Raw genomic sequence first — 23,011 nt, 5'->3', positions numbered from 1 at the left:
AGCTCTATCCGTCACTTTAATGGCGACATCACTAATTATCTTTCCAGAAGAATCCTTCGAAGCCTCCATCCGAGGATTAAATATGTGGTGGGAAATTGTTTTTCCTTCTCTATTACCTTTTTTCATTATCTCTGAAATGCTAATTGGGTTTGGTGTCGTTAAATTTATTGGTGTCTTATTAGAACCATTCATGAGACCTTTATTTAAAGTACCAGGGGTGGGAGGATTTGTATGGGCCATGGGCATGGCTTCAGGGAATCCTGCTGGTGCAAAGTTATCTGCTAGACTCCGTCAAGAGCGCCAATTAACGAAGATTGAAGCAGAAAGACTTGCTGCATTCACCAATTGTTCAAATCCACTATTTATCTTTGGGGCTGTTTCTGTAGGATTTTTTAACAACCCAAAATTAGGTGTCGTCCTAGCTCTTGCTCATTATATTGCTAATTTTTTTGTAGGCATTGTTATGAGATTCTACGGAAGAGAAGAAGAGGCGAAGAGGAAAAGAAAGGACAGAAAAAGAATTTCTATTAAAGTAGCTCTCCGTGCTTTACATAGAACACGGGTGAATGATAAAAGACCTATTGGAAAAATTTTAGGAGATGCAGTCATTTCATCAATCCAAACTCTCCTTATGATTGGTGGGTTCATCATTCTTTTTTCCGTCATTAACAAGCTACTTTTCCATCTACATATAACAACTACTTTAGCACTCTTAATTGACCAGCTCTTTCTTCTACTTCAATTACCAAAAGATATGAGCATTCCTTTTATTTCAGGTATATTTGAAATTACCCTTGGGAGTCAGATGACCAGCCAAGTTCAAGAGTCTACTATCCTACAACAAGCGATTATCGTGAGTTTTATTCTTGGATTTGCGGGGTTAAGTGTTCAAGCCCAAGTGGCTAGTATTTTTGCAGAAACGGATATCCGTTTTAAGCCTTTCTTTTTTGCCAGAATCCTTCAAGGAATTTTTGCAGGGTTTTTAACAATACTTTTATGGAACCCGGTCTATAAAGGTGTATTTGAGCCTAAACAGCCGAGTGAATCTATTCCTGTTTTCTGGCAGACTCAATCTGATGGTGCAACCAAGGCGATTGAATGGCTAGCAACTGTAGGTCCTTTAATAACGATTGGTTCATTATCCCTTTATTGTGTTGTTCTCTTTACAAAGCTGAAGAATTCCAAAGCTTAAATTATTGAATAGTAAAAGGACTGCTGATCGGCAGTCCTTTTCTTATTAGTTATTGAACTTCTGTTTTAATGCTTTCTCAACTGGTTCAGGTACTAAATCGGAAATGTCCCCGTTATATTTGGCGACTTCCTTTACGATACTTGAGCTCAAGAAAGAGTATTTACCTTTTGTCATCATGAACAGTGTGTCTAATTCATCATACAGAACTTTGTTCATTGAAGTGATTTGCATTTCATATTCAAAATCCGAAACAGCTCTTAGTCCTCTAATAATAGCATTCGCATTTACTTTTTTTGCATAATCCACTAAAAGCCCTTGAAATGAATCTACCTTTACATTATGTATATCTTTCGTTACCTCGCGAATAAGATCCATCCTTTCTTCTACTGAAAAAAGTGGCTGTTTTGAGGCATTATTGAGAACGCATACATAAATTTCATCAAACACTTTGGCTCCCCTTAAAATGATATCCAGGTGACCATATGTAATTGGATCAAATGTGCCTGGACATACTGCTATCTTTCCCATCGATATCCCCCTGTCATTTCTGTCGGAATAAAGTGACTCCTATCATTCCATACTCTTCTCTTTTTACTATTTCAAATTGATTGGTATCTGTTAGTGAATCTTTCGCATCGTGCTCACAAAGAATCCATCCGGAATCCTTTAATAACTGATACTCTTCTATAATCGAAATTAAATCCATATGATTCTGCAGTTTATATGGAGGGTCTAACATAATTAAATCAAACTGTAATTCCCTTTTTCCACAAGCTTTGAGGGCTCTTTTTGCATCTGCTTTATAAATTTCATATTGATTTTCATCGATTCGTAGAGACTTTAGGTTTTCTTTTACGGTTTGTATGGCTTTCCCGTTATGGTCTACAAAAATACATGACTCTATCCCTCTAGAAAGAGCTTCTATTCCTAGACCACCACTTCCGGCAAAAAGATCGAGCCCAAGTCCTCCATCAAAAAAAGGGCCCATCCTTGAAAAGATAGCTTCTTTCACTTTATCCGTTGTAGGTCTTGTACTCATCCCGGGAACAGCTTTTAACGAACGGCCTTTGTATGTACCTGCAATTACTCTCACGGTGTTCCCCTCCAATTTGGACATTCCTTTTTATCCTACCATAACCCCATATTTGTATGCCACACCCGGAAAAATACTCGCACAAAATGAAACTATTTTTCCAATATAATAATGTATAAGGTGTCAGATATTGGTCATACTGATAGTAACAACATCTAGACGAGATGTTGTTGCCAACCGCGGAGAAGACTTACGTTTCCCCATAAGTTCTTCCTCCGGTTTCTCCTCTCCCTTTGCCTTCGGGTCCTCTATAGGAGGATATAGAAGGACCCTGCAGAAGTTCTGCAGGGCTTTTTTTATGGTTTAATATCTCCTATAATGATTTGCTCCGAATCTGTCTGAACACTAATGTTAAAGAGTCTTCTTAACCAGCCCTCTTCCATATAATAAGCTCCATTCCATACATTGATTGGAACCTGCTGCAAACTATACTTTTCATCATTAAATAAATAGATGGGCTCCTCTAACCAAAATTGAAAAGAATGATTCTTCTTGAAGATATTCAACCTATTTGGTGAATCTTGAAATTCCAACGTATATCCTAATAGCTCGAGTGTCTCTTTTAGAGGATAAAACCTATGCCCATTTTGAATAACAGATAGAATCTCATGAGCAGGCGTTAGCTCTTTCGAAATGACTGGCCGAGGATCCAATAAAAGAAGCTCTCCTTGATGAGTATTAACATAATCTGTGATAAACGTTGTCTTTAATCCTGTGATTGAAAAAAACTGTTCCTCTAACCATTCTGTTGTAATTGGAATGGATGAAGAGTTGGATATTTGTGTTTGGAGTTGTACTAGCTGTTCATTCGTAAGGTGGCTCCTTACTTCTTGATAGCCACGCTCAGATTTTAATATGGCCTCATCCATTAAAATGGATCCCACTAAACTAGCAAGAACATCCTTGTTATTCATATCAGGTAAAATGAAATGTCCATAAACGTAGGCTTGAACTAACTCTTCAATTATTTTTTGATTAGAACTCGTAGTAGGCAGTACAATCAGCCTTTCTGCTGATGAAGGTACGATTAAGTCGGTTAATACAACCTTCCAATTTCCAAATTGAGGAAGTTTTTGATCTAGCTTTTTTTCTTTAATTTCCTCATAACTTGGGTCGCTACCACTTCCAAATATCTGAATATTATCAATGGAAGTAATGAATAAGGGTTCCGGTGTTTTTAATATGGGAAAAGCTCCCCCATTATTTTTATATTGTGCGTAGAAAACGGTTTCTAGAGATGATTGTCCAATAAGGGTGGCTGCAGCAGTCCACATCCCCTCCAGCGGTAGAGGCTCTATAACTTCTAATACTGTTTCATCAATTTCTAGGTCCGGAATAATAATCCAAGAGTTAAATATAAATGAATCCTTAGTGAAGGGAACGCTATAATGAAACGATACCTTATCTTTTTCGGAAATGGTATGAGTATCATCTATCTGACAAGGGTTTTCCGAATCATCATAGCACTGTAGGTTCAGAATTTGATCTGGAACCTGAAATGACCACATTAGATTCGATAAACCCTTAAATTCTTGTTCAATATGTAAGGTTTTATCATCTAGCTGAACAGTCATATGTTGGATTGCTTTTATCTCCTGTTCAGAGTTATCCAACCTCGCTGCGTAATCAGACCATTGTTTATACAATAGAAGTATGATGAGTATTAACATAATCGTAATTAGTAAAAAACGTTTCATCGTAATTCTCCTTAAAAACGAATGAATCAACTGCACCCTTAATGAACTTATTTTCATAGCGAATTTATGAGTCTCATGTTAAAGTATGGATATCTATGAAAGGAGCTTGTATCATGATACAAAGGTTTATTGAACTAGGAGAAGGCTACTCAGACATATATGAACTATTAGAAATAGTGAATCGTAACCAAGACCGTATCCAACATTTTTTGTTAATGAAAACTGAGGAAAACAAATCAGAATTTTGTTCTTTGGTTGTCATTTTAAAGGCTACGCAAACAGGTAACTTTCAACCACTCTATATTTGTAAAGAAGGCATTCCTTATAAAGAAAATAGCCAAAGAATTCAACTCTTTAGAGAAGCTGCCCAACAGATTGGAAAGAGCGTTATTGAACTAGAGGTTCGTCCTTCTAGTAGCTTTGCTGATCCTAATTTATTTTACCAATATCTAATCGGGATTCTTCGAATGAACCGATACATATTACCTCTTGGCTAAAGAAAACTCGCCGGTTGGCGAGCCTTGGCAATATCAGAGAAGTAGCTACACAATTAGATTCCTATCGTGTAAAATAAAAGGCTTCGATTTTAGTCGAAGCCTTTTTTGGACATTCATTTATACTAGAAACCAATCTTATAGTCGTACTCTTTTGCCTTATCGGGCTTTTTATTCTCGTAATGTGTCTTTAGTAATCCCTTATAGGAATAGTCCACCTTTTTAACAAAGGAATATCCCTGTAATTGGTTCCTGACCCAATCACTTTCTTCAACAGAACAGTAAAGAACCGCATATTTAAGGCGTTTTGATACATAATGAACATTCCCGAGTCTTCTAAGCTGTTTTGCTTGTTTTAAAGAAGATAACCAAACAATAAATCCTTGTCGTTCTGTAAACATAAAGACTCCTCTACATAATCATTTCTTTATTCCGAAGCTTTTGGCATTTGTATTAAGTCTAGCATAGGTTAATTATAGGAGCAATCCTGTCTTTCTTTGATTAGGAGGAATTTTAGTGGATTTGGACACAATCTATTCGAATTTTGTGAATTTTATTAGTCAAAATGAGGAGATTCACCTTGTTGAGCTTAAAAAGGTTGTTGGCGTCCCATTTATATATATCCATGGCCCCATAGAATTAACGACAGCTGAAAAAAAAATTAAAGAAGCTTCTTCCAAATCAATGAGGGGAAAAAGACTAAGTAGCCAGACTGTATACGTTCGTTCTGACGAAAGTTTACATGTTTTCAGACATCGGTTTTATGTACCTCAGCGAAAAATGTTTTGTTGTGGGAACCTTTGTGTAGATTGTGTTCGTTTATCTAGATAAAACACTGAAATACTACAAAAAAACCTGTACAGAATCCTGTACAAGTTTTTATGCAGAACAGCTGCAGCCTCCGCCGCTTCCACAGCCTCCGCTACAACTTCCGTTATCGAAAAATGGGTTACCAGTTGGGACCTTAATATGTTCTGAAACAGAATGACCGATCATAACACTAATTTCATCTAAGAGAGATTGTAGGTCCATTTCAGCTCTACGAAATTCAGCAACTCGATCATCTAAGTCCATTTCTCTTTTGGCCTCTCGAATTTCTTTGTTAACCCACTTATAATCTGGATGATACTTACCAAAACGTTGAACCTCTTCATACCTTTCTTTTAGCTCTGTAAATCGTCTTATTTTAGATTCAGTAACTGGATGGCTGTTCATTTTCTTGTACGCCTTTTTATATTCTTCAGCTATCTCAGACTGGAGAATCATTTCGGCAAGCTGTTCAGCCTTCTCCGTTACTAAAACCTTTTCTAACGTATTTATCAAGAGGCTCACCTCCTATTATTATACTACCATGATTATAGGAGGAATGAAAATGGTTATCCCTTCTAAGGGTTCGTTATCTTAAAATTCTTCTCTTCTCCATAAGGCTGTCCATCATCCGAAATGATTTTAACGGTGATGTCACTATTTCCCTTTGGCATATTTTTCACTTGAAATGCGGCTCGCTGGTATTCCCCCCTTTTTTCTCCATCAATAAATACGAGAATCCTCCCTTTTTCTTTTTTACTGTCCTGGCCAGTAAATGATATACCAGGAGCATAGCACTCAACATACAATGTCCCATTTTTTACAAACTGTTGAAGAGACCAAGTTTGTTGAGGTAATGGCTGAAAGGTATAAATAATCGGGTCACTCACAGGGACAATTTTCTTTTCTTCAATCGTTTCTGGTTCAGGGATATCTTTATTACACGCCGTAACAACAAGAGCGCTACAGATCAAACAATAGGTCAGTAGCTTTGTAAGTTTTATACACATAAAAACCCCCCTTTTGATTATCGTTTGTTATTTCAAACATAAATAACCAAAAAAGGGGTAATTTTTCTATGATTGTTGGTTCATAGCTTGGAACATGCTCATCATCATGGAAGCCATTTGCACACTATTAGAGAATTGTTCGACTTTATGGGGAATTGTCTTCCTTAAATAGTGTAAACCTGCAATTTCAAATTCTTCCCAAGCCCTTGGGTTTCTCATCAATTTTCGATACCAGATGGGTTGTTCTCTGATAAATTTTGTCCAGTCTGGATTTTGCTTAATTAAGTCATATATTTCTGAACGCAAAAAAATTCGCCTCCCTCTTAATCTTTCCTAAAGGAGAAAGGGTTTGATGGGCCACTACTCCCACTTTTTGGTGCATTTTTATTCCCTTGAAATTGTGATAAGATTCCTTGCACAGCGCCTATTGCTTCACTTAGGGAAGAAATATGACTTTGTAGCTGATTTGGGTCCATTTTTTTTAGGCGGTTCCAAATGAGTCCGACAATCTCCCCATCACTTTCACTTGATTTTTCTTCTTTTTTTCCACCGTCGTTTGAGCTGGATGAACCCCACCTAGAATCATCTTCACCCAATAGATACCACTCTTCATATAATTCTTGCCATGTCGAAGTTCCTTGCTTTACTTCGTTTATGAGATGGGGATTCTTTTTAACAAACTCTTTGAATTTCTGTACCGACGGATGAAGTTTTTTACTCATGATTCCTCACCTCTATAAAGGTCAGTTGCCTATGTTATCATATGAATCACTCTTAAAAAGGTGATATAATTTTTAACGTTGTCTACCATTTAGAGATCAGGAAAATATAAATGAGGTGTAATCATTGAAAGAAAAATTACAGCAAGAATGGGCATCATTCATAGAAGAGGCTACAACTGAGGAACAAGAAATACTTCGATTATTTTTAAACGGAATTAAGCGTAAGAAGTCAGGGATGAATGAATCCTACATTTCTTCCTTTCTCCAAATTGAGAAAAACACAGTTGCTGACGGTTTGGAAATGACATTTCCCATCACGCCGTTCGCTTTAAATTCACTTGATATTGTACATGGAGGAGTCACGGCAACTGTATTAGATACGGTTATGGGAACCTATGCTCATATGCTCATATCTAAAGATCGTGCAGCCGTTACTTCAGAAATGAACCTTCATTTTCTAGCAAAAGGGGTAGGTGAAAAAATATACTCTAAAGCAACCTTAATACATAAGGGGAATACGAGACTTGTTATGGAAGCTAAAGCTTATCGTGAAGATGGAACTCTCATGGCACATGCTACGGGTACCTTTCATATTATTCCAAGACCAGAGAAATGATAAAAGACGGTCATCATTGACCGTCTTCTGATTCTTCATTCTCTTCCTCTGAGTTTACTTCCCAAGAGCGTTTTAGAAAGTTTTGAGTGTAGTATTTTTTATAGACCCCTACACCCAAGTGAGTAAATTCCTCTTGCAGTAAGGTTTCTCTGTGACCTTTACTGTTAATCCACCCTTCAATAACAGCTCCTGCATCGATATACTGTGCTGCAATATTCTCTCCGGCCATTTCATACATAACTTCTTTAGCCTCTAGTCGATCCTGTAGTTCACCAAACTCCGGTGAAGTATGGGAAAAATATTGCTTATCGTGCATATCTTTACTATGTTCATAGGCGACAACAGACGTTAAAGGATCCCACTCTAAAAGTGGTAGCCCAAATCGTTCTCTAATCACATTTGACATTTCAAAAATTTGTTTTTCAATACCTTCTGTCGCAGCCTTCCATTTGTCTTCAGCAACAGGTGCTAACTCATATAAAGTGCCCCTGTACACTAAATCATAGGGCTGAAGTTTAATCAGTGTTTCTTTATTCATAAAACGAATACTTGAGAGTTCTTCCGTATATTTATCAAAGTATAATTGAACGTATATATCACCTACGGGGACAAGAGGACGAATATTTAAATCTTCCTCTGTTAATTCAAATTGGTAGGTAGTCCCTTTGTATTCTAATTGTATATCTGTTGATAAGGTAGCTTGCCTAAAAATCTCTTGGATAGATTGTCCAATATAAAATGGAGAAACATCGACCTCTTCTCCCATTACGAAGGCAGTAACCACCTTCTGATCTTCAAGGCCAACTTGCAGATATTGGTCAGAGCCTCCTTGATAAACCCACCAATCATAGCCATAAAGTGAGGGCTCTATTCTGTTTGGAGTACCTAAGATTTCCATTGTTTCTTCGGAACTCTTACCTATTAAAGTTGCAATCCCTTCGTCAGGTAATGGTAATTCGAATGGTGGCCCCAAATTTTCAGTATTATCCGTTAGATCATCAAATTCTACATCACCCTTTTCATGAATCAAGGGTTCATCTGTGGTAAAAGTGTAATTAAAATAAATGCCCACAATAAAAAAAGCAGCTAAAATAACTAATATTCTAAATAAAATTTGCAGCCTATTTTCCCTCCCCTCGTATTACTAGAGGTCTCTACTTCATCCTATGCCTAAAATTCTAGATTTATTATATCATTTTAACCAAATCAAATAATAGAAATAAGGGTGGGAAAATAGAAAGTATTCAGTATTTTGATTCTTATGTTTGATTGATCCTTTAGTGCAGCTGTGAATGGTGGTCCTCAGATATTTCTGATAATGCCTTCTCAGCTTGTTCATCTAAGGTAGTACGAATAGCAAGATCGCCTAATGCTAGTATCCCAACCAGCTTTCCATTCTTCACAACAGGAAGTCTTCTAATTTGATGTTCTGTCATAAGCTCCACAGCTTCTTCCGTAGAAGCTTCTGGTTCAATTGTAACTAAATGATCAGACATAACGACTTCAACTTTAGTAGAACCAGGGTGCTTTTCTGCTACACCCCTTACGACAATATCGCGATCCGTAATCATACCTACTAAATGTTCTTGTTCATCAAGAATGGGAATTGCCCCTACATTCAACTCTTTCATTTTCGTAGCTACTTCAAATACATTATCTAGTAATGTGCAATACTCTACTTTTTTGGTCATTACTTCTTTTACTAAAGCCATGATTTTTTTCTCCCCTTATTGACATTCTTGCTTTTATACTAACCTGTCTGATTATTATTATTCCCCATCACTTTTACAACAACAATCATGGCAAAGTTGTGAACTTTTACATTTGGATTGCAAGAAAGGTACGTTTGGTCTATTATAAAATTTGGAATACTAGGCAATAGCCACGCAGAAATGAGGAGGTTTCGCGTATGAAATTTGAAAATACAGGAATTGAATCCCTAAAAGCTGACTTAACAAGATTAGATGAAGTAATGGATGAATACGGATTAGTAAGAGCTGATCAATGGGACTATGAGCGTGTTTCTTATGACCGCAAGTTTGAAATGAAAGAAGGTACCTTTTACCTTCGCGTGCAAGGTTACGCAGTAGAAGGTGATGTTGGGAGTCGCCATGCCATCATTCAATTGATCACTCCGATTTTAGGAAAACACTATTACCCACATGGCGTTGAATACGGGGAAGGCGAAAACTTTCCAAATTCTCTTGTTAAACAATGCGAGAAAATTTTAGATCAAGTTAAATCAGAAGTTGAACAATTTGCACTTTAATTATCAAAGCCAATTTCTTGTGTAACCCCACATGTAAATTGGCTTTTTCTTTTCTTTAACTTTTTCAAGAAAATTTGTCCATTTTATTTTTCTTATGCTTCATTCCGTAATATAATAGTATAAAGATGACCTAGAGAATATAAACAGAGAGGAAGTCCCATTTGTCCGCATTATTTACCAAGAAAACTTGGATCATTATATTTACTATTGCCATTATTGGCTTTATTGCCTATTTAATATTACCAGTCTCCGTTCCACTAATCCTTGCTTTTATTACAGCCCTTTTTCTCGAACCTCTTATTCGATTCATACAAAAGAGAGGGAGATCTAAAAGGAATTTAGCCGTTATCATTGTGTTCTGCTTATTTCTACTGTTTATTGGGATCATTACCTATTTCATTGTTACAAAAATTATTGCGCAAGCCATTAACCTAGTAGAGAATGCACCAGATTACATAGAAGAAATATCTGCTGCTTTAATTCAAATCCAGGCTCATTTTACCAGTGCTACCGCACACTTGCCTGAAGCAGTTTCTAAAGAGATTCAAACCCAAATCACTTCTTTTACAAATAGCATGACGAACAGTTTAAGTAATATGGTTAACATTGACACTGTAAAAAAATTAGCTACAGTCCTATTTACAAACATCCCTAATTTCTTAGTTAGTTTGTTGGTGTATCTAATTGCTTTGTTCCTGTTTATGCTAGATATGCCTCGAGTTAAAGAGGGCTTATACAATCATCTTACAGAAAAAACCGCCGACAAAGTTGATTTTATGATAGCCCGTTTATCATACGTGGTATTTGGCTTTTTAAAAGCTCAGTTTTTAGTAAGTGTTTTAATATTCATTGTAAGTTTAGTAGGTCTACTATTTATTGCACCTGATGTTGCATTGTTAATGTCTATTATCATTTGGGCGATTGATTTTATCCCGATTATCGGCTCTATTGTTATTTTAGGACCTTGGGCCATCTTTAACCTACTAACTGGGAACATGGCACTTGGTACAGAATTAGCTATTCTAGCTGCAATCCTTTTAGTGATAAGACGTACTGTGGAACCTAAGGTTATGGGAAGTCAGATTGGGCTTTCACCACTAGCTACTCTCATCGCCATGTACTTAGGCTTAAAGTTGATTGGGATTCTTGGTTTCTTTGTAGGTCCATTGGTGTTAATTGCATTTAATTCTGCCAAAGAAGCAGGCATTATCAAATTCAACTTTAAAATATAAAAAACCTGTTCTCATTTTGAGAACAGGTTTTTTAATTGTCAGGATAACCCATTATATCCCTAGGATTGCTTTAATGGTAGAAGTGGTTTCACCACCATGGTAAAACACATAAAGTAAGAGATAGACAGCTACTCCTGTGGTTGCGGTGAAGAACCATATGATACTAGTAATTGGACCAAGCTTTCGATGTTTTTTATAATTCTCTTTATATCCAGTATATAGTGTCACAATTCCAAAAACAGCACCGATCGTAGCTAATGTAATATGAAAAATTAGAAAAATGGTGTAGAAGACTTTAAGGTCTTCTGGTCCCCCAAATGCTGTATTTCCAACAAAGATTGTTCTACTCATATAAATGATAAAAAAGAGGATGGCAAAAATAGCAGCCGTCATCATCACTCTCTGATGTGCTTCTATCCTTCTCTTCTTAATAAGTACCCATCCAATTGCCACAAAGATAGCACTCAATACAATAAATGAAGTACTAAGTGTTGGTAATAATGGTAAATTCAAACCGAATCCACTCCCGTATAGCAAATTTTTATGTACCAGAAGCACCCAAGAATCAGGTGCTTCTTCATCATTCTGCGTAATTTGGTTTTAAATTCATTTTTTCTTGCTCTTCTTTTTCCGCTTCCTGCTCTTCTCTATACCAGTTAAAGAAGATATAAGCTAAGATACTTCCGAAAATAATTTCTTGCATTATTTTCATAAGAACTCCTCCTAGCTGCTGATCATCTAAGAGTGGCATAGTATTGAAAAAATCAGGGCCCGTAATTCCTAAATCAGCTATGTTAACTCCTACCGGAAGACATAATTTCATAGCTTCAGCCCAATAACTAGGGTCTTTATAGGTTAGGTACATTGGTGTATCTGCGAAAATAATTAGTGCACATGCAGGTGTTAATAAAACAGATGCTGCTAATAAATATCCAAATTTCTTTAGACCAGATAACTTTCTTTCTTCCTGTAGCGTATTAACTAATGGCCACCACATAAATAAAGCGAGTAGAAAAAGGACCGTAGTATATATACCATGCAACCAAATATCTGTTTTAACTGCATCAAATATGGTTGGGATATGATAAATAGAGAAAATAGCATTAAACAAAATTAACGCAATGATTGGATTTGTGAAAACATGAAAAACTTTAGAAAGTTTGCCTTTGATCACTGCCTGCTCCCAGGCCCAATCTGGGATACCCCAAATAAAGAAAATTGGCGCAAGTAAATAGAGAATAGCCATTTGAGACATATGAGCAGAAAACATAATATGACTCAACACATCAATAGGAGATCCTAATGTTATATAGACAAGGGCAATCCCCATTAGGAAATAAACAATTTCTTTTGTTTTTAATGGTTGGGCGTGACTCCACTTTTTTTGCGCACTATGGATCAAATAAAAATAAAGCGCTGTAATGGCTATTAGAAAAATCAAAAAGTATGGACTCCATAAAGTTGTAAAACTAAATATATTAAAGATAGACATGTTGCACCTCCGAAAGAATACTTCCAGGCTGAATGTACATTGGTCGATTAAACTAACGCGGCATTCGTATACCTACTTTATTATACAGGCTTTAGACGACCAACTGCAATGACATGGAGCCCTTAAACCTGTGAAATCAAGCATTGTTCAAAAAACTGTCAGATATAAAAGAAAAAAACCTGTCCCCACAAAAAGGACAGGTTTTAATTATAAATTACCACCAAATAATTGTTACAAACGCTAGGACAGTAATGAACGCTACTAACACACCAGAGTACATAAACAATGAAACAGCTTCATGTCCTTTGTGACTCATGTGCATGAAATAATAAAGTTGGAATACAACTTGAACTGCTGCTAGTAACAAAATAAATGGTACTACAAAATATCCGGAAAACTCTCCATAAATTACCGCAATAAATGCAATGAGGGTTAGTACAATCATTAACGCAAAGGTAATGACTTGATGCTTCATGTCCTCTGCATTTTTCTTGCGGCGATATTCTAGATCAACACGTGAATTAACCGTATTAGACTGTTGATTCGCCATACTTATCCCACCATTCCCATTAGATATACGACTGTGAAGATGAATACCCACACCACGTCAATGAAGTGCCAGTATAAACTTGCAACATAGAACTTGGGTGCCGTGTATAAATCAATTCCACGTTTTGAATTACGTACCATCAGTGTAATAATCCAAGCTAAACCAAATGTAACGTGTCCACCATGGAAACCTACTAGTGTATAGAACGCTGAACTAAATGCACTTGTAGTATATCCAAATTCGTATTCATGAACATAGTGGTAGAACTCATAAATTTCGATTCCAAGGAATCCAAGTCCAAGCAAAACAGTCACAAATAGCCATAGTTGCATTTTCTTAAATGCAAAGTTTTTCATATGGTACATTGCATAAACACTAGTAAGGGAACTAGTTAAAAGCAACATCGTCATAACAAAAACTAATTTTGGATCGAAGAGATGAGACGCTTCCTCTTTATCAACTAACGCCAAATACGTAGCAAAGAGGGAAGCAAAGAGAACTGTCTCTCCCCCTAAGAATAACCAAAATCCTAGGAATTTATTTTTCCCATCAAGGGTAGATTTTTCAGGGGAGGCAGGCCAAGTGTCTGCAGTAAATTTTTCTTGTGCTTCCATTATGCCTTAACCCCCTTGTCGTCATTATCATCAATTAAATCTTCTTTATGAACATGATATCCATGGTCATCTTTTACAGAACGAACAAACATTGCACCAAATGTAATGGCCATACCGATAATTAGAACTGGTAGTGCCCATGGATACTTAGCTGCATCTCCAACTTTATCAACTTGATACATTGCACCGAATGCTGCAATAAACAAGCCAAGAGACATAACAAACGGTAAGAAAGAGTTGTTAGGCATATGGATATCACCAATTGGTTCAGCTGGTGTAAGTTCCTTTTTGCCGTCTCTCTTTTCTAGCCACCAAGCGTCTAGACCACGCACAAGTGGAGTTTGCTTAAAGTTATAGAAAGGTGGTGGTGATGGAATTGCCCATTCAAGCGTACGTCCATCTCCCCAAGGATCGTTTCCAACCTTTACGTTCTTAACAGATGTCATTACGATGTTTATTAACATAATGATTACCGCAACAGCCATAAAGAATGCACCAGCGGTACTGATTAGGTTACCAGTCTCAAATCCTTGACCTGGCAAGAATGTAAAGATTCTTCGTGGCATACCCATTAGTCCTAAGAAATGCTGGATAAAGAATGTTAAATGGAAACCAATAAAGAATAACCAGAATGTGATTTTTCCTAAAGCTTCATTTAACATCGTACCAAAAATTTTCGGCCAATATAAATGTGTACCGGCTAACATCGCGAATACTACACCACCAACAATAACATAGTGGAAGTGAGCAACTACGAAGTAAGAATCATGGTATTGATAGTCAGCTGCTGCAGAAGCAAGCATAACCCCTGTTACTCCACCCATTACGAAAGATGGAATGAAAGCAACTGCATATAGCATTGGTGTTGTGAAGGTAATTTTTCCACCCCACATTGTAAATAGCCAGTTAAAGATCTTAATACCCGTTGGAACCCCGATTGCCATTGTTGCTACTGCAAAGATTGAGTTGGCAACTGGTCCCATACCTGTTGTAAACATATGGTGAGCCCATACCATGAATCCTAGGAATCCAATCAATACAGTCGCGAATACCATGGATGAATATCCAAATAGGCGTTTACGAGAGAAAATCGCAAAGATTTCAGAGAAAATACCAAATGCAGGTAGTACAAGAATGTATACTTCTGGGTGACCGAAAATCCAGAATAAATGCTCCCAGATAATCGTGTTTCCTCCGGCTGCAGCATTAAAGAAGTTGGCGCCAAACAAACGGTCAAATAACATTAAGAAAAGACCAACTGTTAATGGAGGAAAAGCAAATAAGATAAGTGCAGAAGTTACAAAACTTGACCATGTAAATAATGGCATTCTCATGTAAGTCATACCAGGTGCACGCATGTTAATAATGGTTACAAGGAAGTTAATACCCCCTATTAACGTACCAGCACCGGAAATTTGTAAACCAAGAACATAAAAATCAACTCCATGCCCTGGTGATTCTAATGCTAAAGATGCATAGGAAGTCCATCCAGCATCAGGAGCTCCGCCTAAGAACCAAGAAAGGTTTAAGAAAACTCCACCAAAGAAAAACAACCAGAAACCTAGAGAGTTTAAGAATGGGAATGCAACGTCACGAGCCCCAATTTGTAAAGGCACAACTGCATTCATAAAAGCAAATATAAGTGGCATGGCAGCCAAGAAAATCATGGTGGTTCCGTGCATCGTTAAAACTTCATTATAGAACCCAGCAGATACGAAATTACTATCCGGTACAGCAAGCTGAATACGGATAATCATCGCTTCAAGACCACCAAGAATGAAGAAGAAACCGCCGGATACTAAATAAAGGATCGCAATTTTTTTATGGTCAACCGTTGTCAAATAGTCCCATAATGTCGCGGCGAACCCTTTTTTCTGTGCGATGGTGCTCACGATTTTACCTCCTTAACAACATACAAATACTCTATTATTCTTGAGTCTTCAATGTAAACAAATACTCTGTCAATGCTTCAAGCTCTTCTTGAGAAAGCTTTGGATATGTGCCTGTCATTAAGTTTCCAGGCTTTAATTCTTCTGGATCATCAAGCCAGTCAATTAAGTACTCCTCATCATGAGGAAGAATTCCTGCAATTCTTTCTCTTTCTCCAAATGTTGCTAAGTTTGGAGCCGTACGAGCAGCCTCAGGTCTTTCGTCTTGAGGTGTAATAGCATGACATGAAATACAGTTCTTTTCTGAGAATAATTCGCTTCCTCTTTGTGCAAGCGCATTATTCGTTAAATCAGGTGCTTCATAGTTCTCCATAGAAGCAATCCAGTTTGAGAACTCATCTTGTGAAATGGCTTTAACTTTAAAATCCATGTACGCATGGGATGGTCCACAAAGCTCAGCACATTTTCCATAGAAGATGTTCCCAGCTTCATCTGACTTTTCTGGATCAAATTCTAACCACATCTTGTTGACGTTATCAACGTTCGTATCCATTTTCCCTCCAACTGCCGGAACCCAGAATGAATGTTTTACATCAGAAGCGATTAGGTTGAAATAAACTTTCTGCCCAGTTGGAACAACTAAGTCTTGCGATGTGATAACTCCATGATCCGGATATTCGAATTCCCACCAGTATAGGTTGGCACGAACATTCACAACAAGACCGTCTCTATTACCTTCTTCATCCTCTTCCATTCCGGAAACATCAGCAAGATTGAAAGTAGCTGCTACTGTTGGTACAGCCAAGACAAGTAGTAAAAGGATCGGAATCGTCGTCCAGATGATTTCTAGTTTATGACTTCCTTCTACTTGTTCAGGTATAGAGTCGTCGCCTTTCTTTCTTTTAAACTTGATAATTACAATTAAGAAAATTACAGTAACCGCAACAATAACGAGTACCATGATTAGTGTACTTAAAATCATGAGTTCGTATTGTGTTTGTGCTACTGATCCCGCTGGTCGAAGTGTAGATAGATATGGTTCACCACAACCTGCAAGGAAAAGAGATGCAATGGCTATACTTAAGAAAATTCGCCATTTATGCAGCCACTTCTTCATAGCGTAATCAAACCCCTCTTTCTTTAAAATCCTCTTGAAGTATTGCGCATTTCTAGCTGAAGGACAAAGGCCCTTTAGCCTCCTAATTTATGTTCAATTCTTTTTCAAGAAAGAATTGCCTAGATAAGCGTAACAATAATCATGCTCACAAACAATATAGTCAAATAATTTAATGAATAGACAAACATGAGCGTCGCCCATTTCCTATCGTCTTGTCTTTTAAATCCTACAAGTCCTAAAACAAGCCAGCCTACATTTAAAGCTGTTGCCAAGACAACAAATGGCCAGCCTAGTGAAAATAGATAAAACGGTAGTGGTAATAGACAAGCAATCCAGGCTATCATCTGTCTTTTTGTAATAGCAAAGCCGTGTATTACCGGTAGCATTGGAACTCCAGCTGCTCTATATTCTTCACAACGTCTCATGGCGATTGCTAAAAAGTGTGGAATTTGCCATATAAACATTATTAGGAACAAAATAATTGGGACTAAGCCTAAGTTTGAATCGACAGCTGCCCAACCAATTAAAGGAGGAACTGCCCCTGAAAAACTACCAACTACTGTATTTAGTGTATATCTCCTTTTAGACCACATTGTATATAAGACAACATAGAAAAATGCACCAGATAGTCCTATTAGTGCAGCTGTTGTTGTGGTCATAAATAAAAATATAGTTCCTACAGTAATTAAGAATAGGCCAATAATCAGAGCTTGTTGACCAGTAACCTTTCCGGTAACAGTAGGTCTTGATTTCGTTCTACTCATGATTTGATCAATATCACGGTCGTAGAAGTTATTAATACTACAGGAACCTGCAATCACTAGAGAGGATCCCAACATCGTATAAATAACAGTACCAATATTATCAAGAAATCCCATGTTTTGAAAGTGAAGGGCAAGCCACAGTCCAGCAAAGGTGGTAATAAAATTGGAGTTTACAATCCCTATCTTAATAAGTGCTAGAAAATCTTTGAAAGCGCTTGTATTTGAAAAGGTTGTAGAATCCTTTAGTGTCGCATTTGAAGCTACTTTTGTATCAGCCATATGACTCTCCTCCTTTCACGAAAAGCGGAAACATTCGTACCCTTGATTCTTAATGTAAGAACGGACATCTCCCTTATTATACTATACCAATTATTGCATGAAAAACGAGTTTTGTGGATAGTAAAAATATTATTTCACACTTTAGTCATAAAAAGTGTGATTTTTATCACAGGGGTTTCCTCAAATCGGAAAAAATTCTCAAAACACCCTATGTTTTCGGGTAACAGATAGCCCCCTCTTCAACTGTATATTAAATCACAATTTGTATCTTTTTTGTGAAATTATTCGTTCTAATTTATGTCGAATTTGTGTCATCTAAAGAAAAGCCTCCCCTTTTTTTGATTATTTTAGCATAATGATAATAGATAGTTTAGGAAGGTGCAGATAAGATGCGTTACTTATTATTGTACGATACTTCTGTCCCAACCATACTGTTTTTACTTATATTAGGAAATTAAAGTTTTTCTATTACAAAATGCTCTATCTGGTCTTATGCTTACTATGGAAAAATAGCTTTCAAGTGACTCCATTTTTCATACCTTCCCATTTTCCAATAATCGTAATTTTGCTCATGAGAAGTTTGGGGTTATAATAGGTAAGGATTTAATTGGGTAATAGCACTTATATTGTATTGACTATTATAATTTTGCATGTCGCCTAGATGGAGCAGATAAAAAATTATTTAGACATCCTATACGTCGAAAGAAGGTGGAATACATGCAACGTAAAGGATTAAAACTTCTAGCAGTTTTTTCTACGATTGCAATGCTCTTTGTTTTATTAGGAGGAGCTTTAGTAACTAAAACTGAATCTGGTGATGGATGTGGTGAAAGCTGGCCATTGTGCCATGGTCAACTGATCCCAGAAGAAATTACACCAGAATTGGTTATTGAATTGGCACATAGGGTAGTATCAGGGGGAGCAGGGATCCTCGTACTAGCATTATCCATTATGGCATGGAAACAAATTGGTTATAGAAAAGAAACAAAATTTTTGGCTTTCCTGTCTTTTCTTTTCTTAGTTCTCCAAGCTTTAATTGGAGCTGCCGCTGTTATGTGGGGTCAATCAGACTTTGTATTAGCTCTTCACTTCGGTATTTCCTTGATATCTTTTGCTTCTGTTCTCTTGTTAACCTTAATCGTTTTTGAGGAAGGACAAGAGAGAAAGCAGAAGCCTGTTTACATTGATAAACGAATGAAGCGTCATATAATTGGCATTATGGTGTACACATACTGTGTTGTTTATACCGGGGCACTGGTAAGACACGTGAATGCCAGTCTCGTATGCCCCGATTGGCCAATGTGTGTGAATTCTAGCGATCGTTGGCTTCCTACAAATTTTCATGAATGGGTGCAGATGGGACATCGTTTAGCTGCTGCACTAGTGTTTATTTGGATTGGGTATGTAACGGTTATTGCCATAAAGCAATATAAAAACGAGAAAGCCTTATATAACGGCTGGGTGATGGCCTTTATCTTGGTTTCATTACAAGTAACAGCTGGTGCCTTGGTGGTCTTTTCAAGACTAAGCTTAGGATTTGCCCTAGCACACGCACTCTTTATTGCGTTCTTATTTGCTATTCTTAGTTATTTCCTACTACTCATCTATCGTAGCGAAAAATATTATAAATCTGAGAAACAAACCGATCATGACGTCAACGTCCAATAAAAAAGAAGCGCTTCTAGCGCTTCTTTTTTTATCTATTCCTTATTTAGTTCTACTAATAGATCTCCTGCCTGAATGCCATCTCCATTGTTTACATAAATTTCAGTAACTGTTCCTTTAAATGGGGCTTGAACAGTTGTTTCCATTTTCATGGCCTCTGTAATCATTAGGTGGTCTCCTCTTTCCACTTTCTCACCCTTCTCAACTAACACTTTGATTACAGTACCTGGCATTGTAGCACCAATATGACTTTCATTCTTAGGATCTGCTTTGATTTTTTCTGCCACTGCTGACTTTATATTTTCATCTTTAATAACAACTTCACGCGGCTGCCCATTTAACTCAAAATAAACAATACGTGTGCCATCCACTTGCGGCTGACCTATAGAAACAAGTTTTACAATAAGTGTTTTACCCGTTTCAATTTCAACTTCAATTTCTTCTCCTAATCTCATCCCATATAAAAATGTCGGAGTATCGAGAACAGAGATATTTCCGAATTGCTCTACGGTTTTCATGTACTCATTAAATACTTTAGGATAAAGTGCATACGAGAGAGCCTCAAAACTTGTTACTGGTCGTTTCAGTTCATTAAATAACTCTTCTTTCAACTTTTCAAAATTCACATCATCTAAGAGTTCACCAGGACGAACTGTAATAGGCTCTTTTCCTTTTAAAATGACTCGTTGTAATTCCCTAGGAAATCCTTGATAAGGCTGCCCCAAATATCCTTCAAACAATTCCACTACTGAATCAGGAAAATCGATGGATTCCCCTTTTTCAATGATGTCCTCTTCTGTTAAATTGTTTTGTACCATAAATAAGGCCATATCCCCTACTACTTTTGATGAAGGGGTAACCTTTACAATATCTCCAAACAGCTTATTTACCCGTGCATACATATCTTTTACTTCATCAAAACGTTCACCAAGACCAACGGCTTTTGCCTGTTGTCCTAAATTACTATATTGTCCACCCGGCATTTCATGTACATAAACTTCTGGGTGAGGTGCTATCATATCGCTTTCAAAATCATGATATATTTTCCTAATATCTTCCCAATAATTTGATAAAGACCGGAGATGATTCATATTTAAATCTGGTTGTCTTTCCCGACCTTCCATTGCATAGTAAAGACTATTTGCACTTGGTTGAGAAGTTAAACCAGCCATCGTAGTAACTGCAGTATCCACGATATCGACACCTGCTTCAATGGCACGAGCATAAGTAAAGATTCCATTCCCACTCGTATCGTGAGTATGCAAATGAATCGGTATGTCAATCGTTTCTTTCAAACTCGAAATTAAAGTGTACGCAGCTTCTGGTTTTAATATTCCCGCCATATCCTTAATTGCTAAAATATGAGCACCTTGGTTCTGAAGCTCTTTTGAGAGTTCTTTATAGTACGCTAAATCATATTTACTTCTGCTAGGGTCTAAAATATCTCCTGTATAACAAATAGCCGCTTCCGCTACTTTTCCAGAATCACGGACAGCCTCAATGGCTACCTCCATTCCTTGAACCCAGTTTAAGCTATCAAAGATCCGGAAGACATCAATTCCCGCATAGGCGGATTTCTGTACAAATTCTCTAATAACGTTATCCGGGTAGTTTTTGTATCCTACTGCATTTGAAGCACGCAAGAGCATTTGAAATAATAAATTAGGCATCTTTTCTCTTAAGATAAGAAGTCTTTCCCATGGATCCTCTTTTAAAAAGCGATAAGCCACATCGAAGGTTGCTCCTCCCCACATCTCTACCGAAAACAATTCAGGTAAGAGTTTAGCTGTTGGTTCAGCAATCCTTTTTAAATCTTGAGTTCTGACTCTTGTAGCTAGTAGGGATTGATGTGCATCTCGGAATGTCGTATCAGTTAAAAGCACTTTCTTTTGGTCTTTTACCCATTGAGCCAAACCTTCTGGACCTTTCGTATCTAATATTTGCTTTGTTCCATTTTGAAAGTTCTGGCTTATTGGAAGAGTCGGAATTCTCGTTTTAGGGAAGATAGGTTTCTTCTTTTTTTCAATACCTGGGAAACCATTTATTGTTACGTTTCCAATATAGGTAAGCATCTTTGTTCCTCGGTCTTTTCGTTTCGGAAAGATAAACAGCTCAGGTGTTTGGTCTATAAATTGAGTTGAATACTCTCCTGATAAGAAGTCCGGGTGTTTCACGACATTTTCTAAGAAAGGTATATTTGTCTTGATACCTCTAATCCGAAATTCTTGCAGATTTCGTACCATTTTAGCTGCAGCTTTTTCATAGGTCAGTGCCCATGTCGAAACCTTAACAAGAAGTGAATCGTAATATGGGGTAATAACTGCCCCTTGAAAACCATTACCAGCATCTAGGCGTACTCCAAAGCCTCCCCCTGACCTGTATGCCATAATTTTACCCGTATCAGGCATAAATTGGTTAAGAGGATCTTCTGTTGTAACCCTTGATTGAATGGCATACCCATTTGGCTTGATAAGGTGCTGTTCAGGGATATCAATTTCTGAACTGTGTAATGAATGCCCCTGAGCAATCAAAAGTTGAGACTGAACAATATCAATTCCGGTTACCATTTCAGTAATCGTATGCTCCACCTGTACTCTTGGATTTACTTCAATAAAATAGAATTGATCTCCTTGTACTAAATATTCAACAGTCCCAGCGTTAACATAATTCACACTCTTCATTAACTGTACAGCTGATTGACAGATTTCTTCACGAACACTATCCTTTAAAGATACTGAAGGCGCTACTTCTACTACTTTTTGGTGCCTTCTTTGAACAGAACAGTCTCTTTCAAACAAATGAATAATTTCGCCTTGTTGGTCACCTAATATTTGCACTTCAATGTGCTTCGGTGCTTCTATCATTTTTTCTACATATACCTCGTCACTACCAAAAGCAGCCTTTGCCTCTGACTTCGCACGCTCAAAAGCTTGTTTTATTTCTTCTTGTGACCTAACGATTCGCATTCCGCGACCGCCGCCACCAAGAGCAGCTTTAATAATAATTGGGAAGCCATGTTTTTTGCCAAACTTAATAACATCCTCAAGGCCATTAACGGGACCGTCACTCCCAGGCACAACTGGCACCCCTGCTTTTTGGGCAGCTAGACGTGCTCTTACCTTGTCCCCAAATGTATATAGATGTTCGGAACGAGGACCAACAAAGATAATACCTTCCTCTTCACATCGTTTCGCAAATTCAAGGTTTTCAGATAAGAAACCATAGCCCGGGTGAATAGCATCAACTTGAGCCTCTTTCGCAATTCTAATAATATCTTCAATATCCAGGTATGCATCTATAGGCTTTTTCCCTTCTCCTACTAAATATGCCTCATCTGCTTTATAGCGATGAAAGGAGCCTGTATCTTCTTTTGAATAGATCGCCACTGTTTTTAAATCTAATTCTGTACAGGCTCTAAATATCCGAATTGCAATTTCACCACGGTTTGCTACAAGTACCTTATTTATTCTTGCCATTTAGCTCACCCCTTCATCAAATTTGCATATGGT

At 37.3% G+C, this 23,011-nt stretch carries 25 protein-coding genes; 7 read left to right on the top strand and 18 right to left on the bottom strand.

Annotated elements, in window-relative coordinates; all coding sequences use genetic code 11:
• Nucleotides 1-19 precede the first annotated feature (19 nt).
• Nucleotides 20-1,192, top strand: a complete 1,173-nt coding sequence (gene ylbJ, locus ABDZ91_RS16070; protein ID WP_343800975.1) for a sporulation integral membrane protein YlbJ — start codon at nucleotides 20-22, stop codon at nucleotides 1,190-1,192.
• A 45-nt stretch (nucleotides 1,193-1,237) separates the two neighbouring features.
• Here ylbJ and coaD read toward each other — a convergent pair whose 3' ends face one another.
• From coaD to ABDZ91_RS16055, 3 genes are all read right to left on the bottom strand, one after another.
• A complete protein-coding gene (gene coaD / locus ABDZ91_RS16065) occupies nucleotides 1,238-1,720 on the bottom strand; it encodes a pantetheine-phosphate adenylyltransferase (RefSeq protein ID WP_343800934.1) in 483 nt (160 codons plus the stop codon).
• A 13-nt stretch (nucleotides 1,721-1,733) separates the two neighbouring features.
• On the bottom strand, nucleotides 1,734-2,285 hold the full coding sequence (rsmD, locus tag ABDZ91_RS16060; protein ID WP_343800931.1) for a 16S rRNA (guanine(966)-N(2))-methyltransferase RsmD: 552 nt from the start codon (nucleotides 2,283-2,285) through the stop codon (nucleotides 1,734-1,736).
• Nucleotides 2,286-2,581: 296 nt separating this feature from the next.
• Complete coding sequence (locus ABDZ91_RS16055; protein ID WP_343800929.1) at nucleotides 2,582-3,982, bottom strand: stalk domain-containing protein; 1,401 nt, start codon at nucleotides 3,980-3,982, stop codon at nucleotides 2,582-2,584.
• A 113-nt stretch (nucleotides 3,983-4,095) separates the two neighbouring features.
• Here ABDZ91_RS16055 and ABDZ91_RS16050 point away from each other — a divergent pair, with 113 nt between their 5' ends.
• On the top strand, nucleotides 4,096-4,479 hold the full coding sequence (locus ABDZ91_RS16050) for a DUF7147 family protein (protein WP_343800926.1): 384 nt from the start codon (nucleotides 4,096-4,098) through the stop codon (nucleotides 4,477-4,479).
• A gap of 122 nt (nucleotides 4,480-4,601) precedes the next feature.
• On the opposite strand, the gene ABDZ91_RS16045 is transcribed toward ABDZ91_RS16050, so the two are convergent.
• Complete coding sequence (locus ABDZ91_RS16045; protein WP_343800923.1) at nucleotides 4,602-4,877, bottom strand: YlbG family protein; 276 nt, start codon at nucleotides 4,875-4,877, stop codon at nucleotides 4,602-4,604.
• A gap of 115 nt (nucleotides 4,878-4,992) precedes the next feature.
• Here ABDZ91_RS16045 and ABDZ91_RS16040 point away from each other — a divergent pair, with 115 nt between their 5' ends.
• Nucleotides 4,993-5,307, top strand: coding sequence for a hypothetical protein (locus ABDZ91_RS16040; protein ID WP_343800920.1), 315 nt, complete (start codon nucleotides 4,993-4,995; stop codon nucleotides 5,305-5,307).
• A 48-nt stretch (nucleotides 5,308-5,355) separates the two neighbouring features.
• Here ABDZ91_RS16040 and ABDZ91_RS16035 read toward each other — a convergent pair whose 3' ends face one another.
• The 4 genes from ABDZ91_RS16035 to ABDZ91_RS16020 all read right to left on the bottom strand — a co-directional run bounded on the left by ABDZ91_RS16035 (nucleotide 5,356) and on the right by ABDZ91_RS16020 (nucleotide 7,015).
• Nucleotides 5,356-5,799, bottom strand: coding sequence for a YlbF/YmcA family competence regulator (locus tag ABDZ91_RS16035; protein ID WP_343800917.1), 444 nt, complete (start codon nucleotides 5,797-5,799; stop codon nucleotides 5,356-5,358).
• Nucleotides 5,800-5,861: 62 nt separating this feature from the next.
• Nucleotides 5,862-6,293, bottom strand: a complete 432-nt coding sequence (locus ABDZ91_RS16030; protein ID WP_343800914.1) for a hypothetical protein — start codon at nucleotides 6,291-6,293, stop codon at nucleotides 5,862-5,864.
• A gap of 66 nt (nucleotides 6,294-6,359) precedes the next feature.
• Complete coding sequence (locus ABDZ91_RS16025; protein WP_343800911.1) at nucleotides 6,360-6,599, bottom strand: YlbE-like family protein; 240 nt, start codon at nucleotides 6,597-6,599, stop codon at nucleotides 6,360-6,362.
• Between the two features lie 17 nt (nucleotides 6,600-6,616).
• Entirely contained in the window at nucleotides 6,617-7,015 is a 399-nt protein-coding gene (locus ABDZ91_RS16020; protein ID WP_343800908.1) for a YlbD family protein, read from the bottom strand.
• A gap of 124 nt (nucleotides 7,016-7,139) precedes the next feature.
• Between ABDZ91_RS16020 and ABDZ91_RS16015 the strand changes: the two genes are divergently transcribed.
• Complete coding sequence (locus ABDZ91_RS16015; protein ID WP_343800905.1) at nucleotides 7,140-7,631, top strand: PaaI family thioesterase; 492 nt, start codon at nucleotides 7,140-7,142, stop codon at nucleotides 7,629-7,631.
• 13 nt (nucleotides 7,632-7,644) lie between these two features.
• Here the strand turns inward: ABDZ91_RS16015 and ABDZ91_RS16010 are convergent, their stop codons facing one another.
• Both ABDZ91_RS16010 and ABDZ91_RS16005 read right to left on the bottom strand, forming a co-directional pair.
• Nucleotides 7,645-8,661, bottom strand: a complete 1,017-nt coding sequence (locus ABDZ91_RS16010) for a CAP domain-containing protein (RefSeq protein WP_343800902.1) — start codon at nucleotides 8,659-8,661, stop codon at nucleotides 7,645-7,647.
• 247 nt (nucleotides 8,662-8,908) lie between these two features.
• The gene (locus ABDZ91_RS16005) at nucleotides 8,909-9,343 is read right to left on the bottom strand and encodes a CBS domain-containing protein (RefSeq protein WP_343800899.1); all 435 of its coding nucleotides are present in this window, start codon (nucleotides 9,341-9,343) and stop codon (nucleotides 8,909-8,911) included.
• Between the two features lie 197 nt (nucleotides 9,344-9,540).
• Between ABDZ91_RS16005 and ABDZ91_RS16000 the strand changes: the two genes are divergently transcribed.
• Together ABDZ91_RS16000 and ytvI are read left to right on the top strand one after the other, a co-directional pair.
• Nucleotides 9,541-9,900: a YugN family protein gene (locus tag ABDZ91_RS16000; protein ID WP_343800896.1), complete on the top strand. Its 360-nt coding sequence runs from the start codon at nucleotides 9,541-9,543 to the stop codon at nucleotides 9,898-9,900.
• A gap of 161 nt (nucleotides 9,901-10,061) precedes the next feature.
• The gene (ytvI, locus tag ABDZ91_RS15995; RefSeq protein ID WP_343800893.1) at nucleotides 10,062-11,132 is read left to right on the top strand and encodes a sporulation integral membrane protein YtvI; all 1,071 of its coding nucleotides are present in this window, start codon (nucleotides 10,062-10,064) and stop codon (nucleotides 11,130-11,132) included.
• Between the two features lie 51 nt (nucleotides 11,133-11,183).
• On the opposite strand, the gene ABDZ91_RS15990 is transcribed toward ytvI, so the two are convergent.
• The 7 genes from ABDZ91_RS15990 to cyoE form a co-directional block, all read right to left on the bottom strand.
• Nucleotides 11,184-11,645, bottom strand: a complete 462-nt coding sequence (locus tag ABDZ91_RS15990) for a DUF420 domain-containing protein (RefSeq protein WP_343800890.1) — start codon at nucleotides 11,643-11,645, stop codon at nucleotides 11,184-11,186.
• 67 nt (nucleotides 11,646-11,712) lie between these two features.
• The gene (gene ctaG, locus ABDZ91_RS15985; RefSeq protein WP_343800887.1) at nucleotides 11,713-12,624 is read right to left on the bottom strand and encodes a cytochrome c oxidase assembly factor CtaG; all 912 of its coding nucleotides are present in this window, start codon (nucleotides 12,622-12,624) and stop codon (nucleotides 11,713-11,715) included.
• 214 nt (nucleotides 12,625-12,838) lie between these two features.
• Complete coding sequence (ctaF, locus tag ABDZ91_RS15980) at nucleotides 12,839-13,174, bottom strand: cytochrome c oxidase subunit IVB (RefSeq protein ID WP_343800884.1); 336 nt, start codon at nucleotides 13,172-13,174, stop codon at nucleotides 12,839-12,841.
• A gap of 2 nt (nucleotides 13,175-13,176) precedes the next feature.
• A complete protein-coding gene (locus tag ABDZ91_RS15975; RefSeq protein ID WP_343800881.1) occupies nucleotides 13,177-13,788 on the bottom strand; it encodes a cytochrome (ubi)quinol oxidase subunit III in 612 nt (203 codons plus the stop codon).
• Nucleotides 13,788-15,680 (bottom strand): cytochrome c oxidase subunit I, encoded by a 1,893-nt coding sequence (gene ctaD, locus ABDZ91_RS15970; RefSeq protein WP_425541842.1) that lies wholly within the window; start codon nucleotides 15,678-15,680, stop codon nucleotides 13,788-13,790. Before ctaD ends, ABDZ91_RS15975 begins: the two co-directional genes overlap by 1 nt.
• A 34-nt stretch (nucleotides 15,681-15,714) precedes the next feature.
• A complete protein-coding gene (gene coxB / locus ABDZ91_RS15965) occupies nucleotides 15,715-16,794 on the bottom strand; it encodes a cytochrome c oxidase subunit II (protein WP_343800878.1) in 1,080 nt (359 codons plus the stop codon).
• A gap of 119 nt (nucleotides 16,795-16,913) precedes the next feature.
• The gene (gene cyoE / locus ABDZ91_RS15960; RefSeq protein WP_343800875.1) at nucleotides 16,914-17,837 is read right to left on the bottom strand and encodes a heme o synthase; all 924 of its coding nucleotides are present in this window, start codon (nucleotides 17,835-17,837) and stop codon (nucleotides 16,914-16,916) included.
• Between the two features lie 717 nt (nucleotides 17,838-18,554).
• On the opposite strand from cyoE, the gene ABDZ91_RS15955 reads away from it, so the two are divergent.
• On the top strand, nucleotides 18,555-19,505 hold the full coding sequence (locus ABDZ91_RS15955; protein ID WP_343800872.1) for a COX15/CtaA family protein: 951 nt from the start codon (nucleotides 18,555-18,557) through the stop codon (nucleotides 19,503-19,505).
• Between the two features lie 32 nt (nucleotides 19,506-19,537).
• On the opposite strand, the gene pyc is transcribed toward ABDZ91_RS15955, so the two are convergent.
• The gene (pyc, locus tag ABDZ91_RS15950; RefSeq protein WP_343800869.1) at nucleotides 19,538-22,978 is read right to left on the bottom strand and encodes a pyruvate carboxylase; all 3,441 of its coding nucleotides are present in this window, start codon (nucleotides 22,976-22,978) and stop codon (nucleotides 19,538-19,540) included.
• Nucleotides 22,979-23,011 lie beyond the last annotated feature (33 nt).

It is taken from the genome of Bacillus carboniphilus, from assembly GCF_039522365.1.
In the GTDB taxonomy this organism is placed as follows: Bacteria; Bacillota; Bacilli; order Bacillales; family JC228; genus Bacillus_BF; species Bacillus_BF carboniphilus.
The sequence above is the reverse complement of the archived record's forward strand: the minus strand, read 5'-3'. Positions and strand labels throughout refer to the sequence as shown.

Bases quoted from the DNA above. Each gene is read 5' to 3' on its own strand.
- ylbJ (WP_343800975.1), top strand. From the start codon at position 20: ATGGCGACATCACTAATTATCTTTCCAGAAGAATCCTTCGAAGCCTCC.
- coaD (WP_343800934.1), bottom strand. From the start codon at position 1,720: ATGGGAAAGATAGCAGTATGTCCAGGCACATTTGATCCAATTACATAT.
- ABDZ91_RS16055 (WP_343800929.1), bottom strand. From the start codon at position 3,982: ATGAAACGTTTTTTACTAATTACGATTATGTTAATACTCATCATACTT.
- ABDZ91_RS16050 (WP_343800926.1), top strand. From the start codon at position 4,096: ATGATACAAAGGTTTATTGAACTAGGAGAAGGCTACTCAGACATATAT.
- ABDZ91_RS16045 (WP_343800923.1), bottom strand. From the start codon at position 4,877: ATGTTTACAGAACGACAAGGATTTATTGTTTGGTTATCTTCTTTAAAA.
- ABDZ91_RS16030 (WP_343800914.1), bottom strand. From the start codon at position 6,293: ATGTGTATAAAACTTACAAAGCTACTGACCTATTGTTTGATCTGTAGC.
- ABDZ91_RS16020 (WP_343800908.1), bottom strand. From the start codon at position 7,015: ATGAGTAAAAAACTTCATCCGTCGGTACAGAAATTCAAAGAGTTTGTT.
- ABDZ91_RS16005 (WP_343800899.1), bottom strand. From the start codon at position 9,343: ATGGCTTTAGTAAAAGAAGTAATGACCAAAAAAGTAGAGTATTGCACA.
- ABDZ91_RS16000 (WP_343800896.1), top strand. From the start codon at position 9,541: ATGAAATTTGAAAATACAGGAATTGAATCCCTAAAAGCTGACTTAACA.
- ctaG (WP_343800887.1), bottom strand. From the start codon at position 12,624: ATGTCTATCTTTAATATATTTAGTTTTACAACTTTATGGAGTCCATAC.
- ctaF (WP_343800884.1), bottom strand. From the start codon at position 13,174: ATGGCGAATCAACAGTCTAATACGGTTAATTCACGTGTTGATCTAGAA.
- ABDZ91_RS15975 (WP_343800881.1), bottom strand. From the start codon at position 13,788: ATGGAAGCACAAGAAAAATTTACTGCAGACACTTGGCCTGCCTCCCCT.
- coxB (WP_343800878.1), bottom strand. From the start codon at position 16,794: ATGAAGAAGTGGCTGCATAAATGGCGAATTTTCTTAAGTATAGCCATT.
- cyoE (WP_343800875.1), bottom strand. From the start codon at position 17,837: ATGGCTGATACAAAAGTAGCTTCAAATGCGACACTAAAGGATTCTACA.
- ABDZ91_RS15955 (WP_343800872.1), top strand. From the start codon at position 18,555: ATGCAACGTAAAGGATTAAAACTTCTAGCAGTTTTTTCTACGATTGCA.
- pyc (WP_343800869.1), bottom strand. From the start codon at position 22,978: ATGGCAAGAATAAATAAGGTACTTGTAGCAAACCGTGGTGAAATTGCA.